This is a genomic window from Vibrio sp. 10N.261.55.A10 (genome assembly GCF_041470825.1).
Taxonomy (GTDB): Bacteria; Pseudomonadota; Gammaproteobacteria; order Enterobacterales; family Vibrionaceae; genus Vibrio; species Vibrio crassostreae_C.
Genome location: NZ_JBFRNC010000025.1, coordinates 45558 through 52358 on the forward strand (window position 1 = coordinate 45558; position 6801 = coordinate 52358).

Annotated in this window: 4 protein-coding genes; all 4 read left to right on the top strand. The window is 46.9% G+C overall.

Going from position 1 to position 6801, the window contains the following annotated elements; translation table 11 throughout:
* The first annotated feature begins 131 nt into the window (after positions 1 to 131).
* The 4 genes from dapD (at position 132) to AB4274_RS07060 (ending at position 6585) form a co-directional block, all read left to right on the top strand.
* Complete coding sequence (gene dapD / locus AB4274_RS07045; RefSeq protein ID WP_017059885.1) at positions 132 to 1163, top strand: 2,3,4,5-tetrahydropyridine-2,6-dicarboxylate N-succinyltransferase; 1032 nt, start codon at positions 132 to 134, stop codon at positions 1161 to 1163.
* Between the two features lie 523 nt (positions 1164 to 1686).
* Entirely contained in the window at positions 1687 to 2037 is a 351-nt protein-coding gene (locus AB4274_RS07050; RefSeq protein WP_372111452.1) for an EF-hand domain-containing protein, read from the top strand.
* A 124-nt stretch (positions 2038 to 2161) separates the two neighbouring features.
* Entirely contained in the window at positions 2162 to 3484 is a 1323-nt protein-coding gene (locus tag AB4274_RS07055) for an efflux RND transporter periplasmic adaptor subunit (RefSeq protein ID WP_032545691.1), read from the top strand.
* Complete coding sequence (locus tag AB4274_RS07060) at positions 3481 to 6585, top strand: efflux RND transporter permease subunit (protein WP_372111455.1); 3105 nt, start codon at positions 3481 to 3483, stop codon at positions 6583 to 6585. The genes AB4274_RS07055 and AB4274_RS07060 overlap by 4 nt, the downstream gene beginning before the upstream one ends.
* Positions 6586 to 6801: the final 216 nt, after the last annotated feature.

Consider the following 6801-nt stretch of genomic DNA (forward strand, 5'->3'; position numbering starts at 1 on the left):
ACGCCCTTTCATAACGAGGGCGCTCTCTTTATGATGAACGCAATTAAATTAACTTTGCTAACGGCAGCGCTTGTTATTCGAGCCGTTGTTTTGGAATAGCAAAATCAAGACTCAACACATGGAGATTCAACATGGCTTATTTTTCACTAGCCTTCGGTACGGCAACCAAAAATCGCGACAATAAAATCATTGAAGCGTTCTTCCCTAACCCGCTTCTAAACCCAAGCGACGCTCTTGTAGCAGCTGTAGCTGAAGTGTCAGGTTACGCTGAAGGCAACCAAGCTATCGAAATCTCTGCTGCACAAAGCGCAGAACTGGCGAAAGCATTCGCAGCAAACGATGATGCAGCTAACGCATCTTTCGCAGAAAAAGCGGCAGCGTCTGAACAGCCACTTGTTCTTGTTGTTCTTGCTACTGACGAGAAGCCAGCATCAGTTGCTGAAGGCTTCCTAAAGCTACAACTTATCTCTAACCGCCTAGTACAACCACACGGTACGGTACTGGACGGCATCTTCGGTCTACTGCACAACATCGCATGGACAAACGAAGGCCCTATCGACCTACCTGAGCTGGCTGAACGTCAAATCGAAGCTCGCCTTGCAGGTCGTGCTCTGTCTGTAGATTGCGTAGACAAGTTCCCTAAAATGGTGGACTACGTAGTACCAACAGGTATCCGTATTGCTGACACTTCTCGTGTTCGTCTTGGCGCACACGTAGGCGAAGGCACAACAGTAATGCACGAAGGTTTCATCAACTTCAATGCTGGTACAACTGGCGTGAGCATGGTTGAAGGTCGTATCTCTGCGGGTGTTGTTGTAGGTAACGGTTCAGACATCGGCGGCGGCGCTTCTATCATGGGTACTCTGTCTGGTGGCGGTACGATGGTTATCTCTATCGGCGAAAACTGCCTACTAGGCGCAAACGCGGGTCTTGGCTTCCCTATGGGTGACCGTTGTACAGTTGAGTCTGGTCTTTACGTGACTGCGGGTACTAAGGTTCGCATGCTAGATAAAGAAGGCAATGAAGTAGAAATCATTAAAGCTCGCGATCTTGCTGGCGTGTCTGATCTTCTGTTCCGTCGCAACTCAATCACAGGCCAAATCGAGTGCCTAGCGAACAAGTCTGCGGTTGAGCTAAACAGCGAGCTGCACAGCAACAACTAATCTAAGCGCTAGATGCTAGATGCTAGATGCTAGATGCTAGAAAATAATAAGCCGCTGGGGTTCAATCCAGCGGCTTTTTTGTATGTTCTGGGAATCATTATTGCCCCATTACCAGTCAGAGTTAACAGAATGTTAACATGTATTTGCCCTACTAAAAGTAATCCCTTGTCTGTTGGATATTTGCAAGGCAAACTGCTGGGCAAAAGTTCGAAAACACTCTGAATGTCTAAAAATCGCCATATTTTTCGAAACTAGGGATTTTATATCATTGGCTTTTCGGTTTCGGTTTCGGTGGCTGAAAGTTTGGGATAATTTGAAAACCATTTGGACATAGCTATGCCTGTACTCTTACCAGAGTACTAGCGGCAGAAGTTTCATAATTTCTGTTGCGCTGCGCTTACAAACCGATAAGAACATAAATCGATATCTACTTAGCCATCTTTACATACCTTTACATCACATGACGTTATCTTACTTACATTAGTATATTCTTAAGTAGTGAAACAAAGAGAAGGAAAACGTCATGAAAATCAAAAGCACGATACTCGCGTTACTCGGTATCGTTATGGCCTTCGGAGCAATGGCTGGTGGAATGAATAAAGGCATGAATAACAATATGTCACGCCCAGTATTTTCACAGTTTGATCTCGATGGTGATGGCAAGATAACCGAAGCCGAGTTCAATCAAGCACGCTCAGAACGTATTGCCCAGCGAGCAGAAGAGGGACGTACGTTGAAAAATATCAATCAAAGCCACAGTTTTGCTTCGTTAGATAGCAACGCGGATCGCGCTATCTCTCAACAAGAGTTTAATGCTCATCAAGGCATGGTGAACCCCAAAAATACCATGGGCAAAGGCAAAAACAATCAGTAGCTCAATTCAATCAGGCCTCCATTTGTGAGGCCTGACTTATTTTGAGATCAAGGAAGCAAATCCGCTTATGTTGGTGTGCTACCTTTTGCTTAAGGAAAAGCTAATATATAGTAAGGGAATCGCTATGACTAGGTATAGCTGGTTACAAAGGGCTCTGTTTGTTCCTCCTGTTTTGTTGGGCATCGCGTTATTGGTGATCGCACCAGGGATGAAGGCTGAACCGCCTAATGCGAGTAATACGGCTGCTAAAAAGGTGGTTCGGGTGTTGAAAGTCGAGCCGCGAAATATCCAACCTTCTGCCATCGGATATGGACATACCGAGTCTGTTCAAGACTGGCAGGCACAGTCTGAACTTGACGGCGCGGTTGTGTGGGTTTCTGAGCAATACAAAACGGGCGCTATTATCCGCAAAGACAGCGAACTCCTTAGAATTGACCCCACCGCTTATCAACTTACTATTGCCCGTTTGCAAGCTGAGCTTGAAGTGCTAATGCTAACGAATCAGACCATTATCGATTCGCTCAAGATTGCAGAGAAAGAGTTTGAGGTACAACAGTCAGAATATGCCCGCTCAATCAAATTGAGTGAAACCGGGCATATCTCCAAAACAGAGAAAGACCGCGCGACCAAAGACTTGCTCAGCAGCCAGCAACAGCTCCAGACACAGAAAAACCAACTGGCAATTAATCAAGCGCAGCAAAAGGTTTTGCAAACGGAACTAGCACTTGCAAACCGAGATCTCGAACAAACCGTAATTAAAGCCCCATTTGATATTCGCATTGTCGAAACCTTGGTTGGACTCGCCGAGTATGTCAACAAGGGGGAATTGCTGCTCAAAGCGGATGACATCGATGCCGTTGAGGTTCGCGCGCAGTTTCCGCTTGGTAAAATGCGTCCGCTAAGAAATTCCAATCGCTTTGACTCGCTTGACGAAGATGTTCATAGCAACTTGAGCGCGACAGTCGAGCTCCAAGCAGGCGATAAAGTAATTACTTGGCCTGCCGAGATCAGCCGCTCCGGCGGTGAAATCGATGCTCAGACTCAAAGCCAAAGCCTGGTTGCACAAGTAAATCAGCCCTATCAGCAAGCCATTCCCGGGGAGAAGCCACCACTTATTCGTGGGACTTTCGTTAAAGTCACGATTAAAGCACCAATGATGGAGCAACAAGTCTTGCTACCGATAAACGCCATCCATGATGGTAAAGTTTACACTGTCTCTGAAGGTAAACTGAAAAGCAAACCTGTCAGGATAGATTTCGTCCAAGGGCAGGTTGCGGTGATCAAATCTGGCGTGGAATTCGGTGATGTGGTTGTGCTAAGTAAACTTTCACCCGCCGTTGAGGGGATGGCTTTACAACCGCAACCGGATGAGAAAATCGGCCTTTGGTTGGATACGCAGAGCGGATTTAAAGCCCTAAACGCGATTCAGAAAGAGGGCAAATTATGATCGCTTTTTTTGCTCGGCACACCACTGGCGCCAATGTCCTGATGATGGCGGTACTGCTGTTAGGGGCTTTTGCCTTGCCCAAACTGCAGAAAGACACTTTTCCGTTGACGCCGACCAAAAATATTGAGGTTCGGATCGTTTATCCGGGCGCGTCACCTTTTGAGATGATGGAAGAAGTGTGTTACCCGTTGGAAGATTCTCTCGATAAGCTGAGTGGAATTAAAGAGTTAAGCTGTGATGCCCGAGAGAGTTTGGTCATCGCCAATGTGGAAATCGGCGATGATGAAGACATTGACACTTTAACCAGCGATATTCAACAGCAGGTTAACGCCATCAGTGATTTTCCGGATCGAGTTGAGCAGATCACGGTGTCGAAACTGGACCGAGTGGCAACGGTGGCCAGTGTCGCGATTACCGGCAATATGTCAGATAGGGACTTATATCTCTATGCCCAACAAATTAAGCACAAGTTAAAAGAGAGCCCATTGATCGCTCAGGTGACCGTGAGCGGTTTTGCGGATCAAGAAATAGAAATTCGCGTATCGCAGTGGAAGTTGCAGCAGTACGGCCTGAGTGTGTCCGACTTGTCCAATCTAGTACAACAGCAAAGTATCAGCACTCCTGCTGGCGTATTTAGTAATGACTTGGAAGAGATCAGCGTCCGCTTCGACCACTTAGGCAGCAACGTCAGAGACTTCGAAAATATCGTGATTAAATCCAGTGAGACGGGGACTCAGGTTCGCCTCGGTGATGTTGCCGTTATTCAGCAGAAGTTCACTAGCGATGAAAATCAAATCCTGTTCAATGGTCAGCGTGCCGCTTTGCTTCAGGTGTCCAAAACGCAATTTCAAGATACCTTAACGGTCAAAGATGCGATCGTCAGCATGGTTGAAAAAGAACAGGCGAGAGCCCCTGAAGGCGTCGCTTTAACCATCACCCAAGATTCCAGCACCAATATTATTGAGCGTCTGAGAATCCTCACCAGCAATGGCGCACAGGGATTAGCACTGGCATTTTTGATGTTGTGGGCGTTTTTTAATATTCGCTTTAGCTTTTGGGTCACCATGGGGCTGCCGGTTTCATTCCTTGGCGCCATTTTTGCGATACAACTTCTCGGTTATACCCTGAATATGATGACGCTGGTCGGGCTGATTGTCGCGATTGGTCTGCTAATGGACGACTCGTTGATCATTGCAGAAAACATCGCTGCCAAGAGGCAACAAGGGCTACCCGCGTTTGACGCTGCAGTTGAAGGTACCAAACAAGTCTTCCCAGGTGTGATTGCATCGTTTGCTACCACCATCATGGTGATAGGGCCGCTGATGTTTCTCACAGGCAAGATGGGCGAAGTACTACGCTATATTCCCATCGTGTTATTGATTACCTTGCTTGTTAGTCTGATAGAAGCTTTCTTGATCTTGCCGTCTCATTTGGCACATAGCCATACTGAATCTCGCTCTAATCCTATACGGGACAAGTTCATTGCCGGTTTTGAAAACATCAGAGACAGATTCTTTGTGCCAGTGAGTGTCAAGGCGATGAATGCACCTTATCTTTCAGTAGGGATATTGGTGATGGTGGTGATGATTTCAACCGCTTCCATTTCGTCAGGTTGGCTGAAATTCAAAGCCATGCCTGCCTTGGAAAGTGATGTGCTGCAGGCGCGTATCTTGCTCCCTCAAGGCAGTTTACTGAGCCAGACAGAGGCGGTGGTGGAGAAGGTTTCAAACGCGCTTGATGAACTCAACCAAGAATACGCAGAGAAATACCCAAGCTCAAAACCTTTGGTCGCGAGCACCACGATCATGTTCAACTCAAATGCTGATGCTAATGAGTCGGGGCCGCATATGGCAACCGTCAGTGCCGATCTATTGCCAGCACAATTTAGGCAGCAGAGCATTAAAGATCTGATCCAAGATTGGAAACAAAAAGTAGGCCCTACGGCGGATGTGGTTTCACTCAAGTTTACCGATAAAGAACGGGGCATTGCTGGCAATGGCATTGATATTCGGGTTCAGGGTGAGTCGTTACAAGAGCTCAATCAAGTCAGCCGCTCGCTGGTGAAATGGTTGAAGGGATTTGACGGTGTCTATAACCTCTCCACCGATCTGCGTGAGGGCAGAACCGAATTTCACGTTAACCTTAAAGATGAAGCTGGCGTGATGGGAGTTAATGCTTCCAACATTGCTCAAACGCTGCGCAGCGCGGTAAAAGGCAGTACTGATCTGACGGTTTTCCAACAAGGCGAGCTGGTGGATATTAGTGTGAGACTGGATGAGTTTACGCACCAAGCTAGCCTGTATGAGTTGAATAACTTGATGGTGACGGCAGGCAATGGAACCCTAGTTCCATTATCAAGTGTTGCGACGTTTGACAGAAAACAAGCCTTCTCGCGAATTCACCGCATTAATGGGATGAACACTGTGGTTGTGCAAGGCAATATCGATACGCGGGTTGCCAATGCGCGTGAAATCATGCTGCAGTTCAATAGCGAATTTGTCTCGCAAACTCAACACAAATTCCCAGACATCACCTTCACCTCGCAAGGTCAGGATAAAGAAAGCTCAGATACGGGCTCCTCGCTGGCGACCTTCTTTGCTCTTGGCGTGGTGGGGATTTATCTTATTTTAGTGTTCCTGTTACAAAGCTACACTCAACCGATTGCTGTGCTGCTGGCAATCCCTATGGGCTGGATTGGTGTGGTATGGGGGCACTTGGGCATGGGGTTCGATTTGACTATTCCAAGCTTGGTTGGCTTTGCTACCTTAGCGGGTATCGTCGTTAACGATAACATTCTGTTGGTCAATTTTATTAAGAAGAATATCGCCCAAGGCGAGCGCTTGATAGACTCTTGTCGAGAGGCGGTACGTGACCGATTTAGAGCGATATTTATCACCTCGTTAACCACATTTGCAGGATTGCTTCCACTGTTAACCGAAACCAGTACGCAAGCGCAATTTCTGATCCCGTTAATTGCCAGTATTGCGTTTGGCTTAGTCTCGGCTACGTTACTAGCGTCAATTGTTGTGCCTTGCGTGCTGCTTATTTTGGACGATTTAAAGCTGACCAAATGGGCAGAAGGTGCTCAATCTTCCCTTTGAGGCCCTTGGGAGTGCATGCTGAACCATGTCATTTAGCCCGGCATGAAAATGGTAGTTTGCGTAGAATTTATTTGGCGATTAAACCCTATCACTGACTGCTGTTTTTTTGCGTACAAAAAACAATAGGGTCAGGTCTTGTCTTTTGCTCTTTGGTGGCAGTTTTTCTATCAGGTTTAGTTATTTGTCATACCTGAAGTTATTAGGGCGTGTTGATCT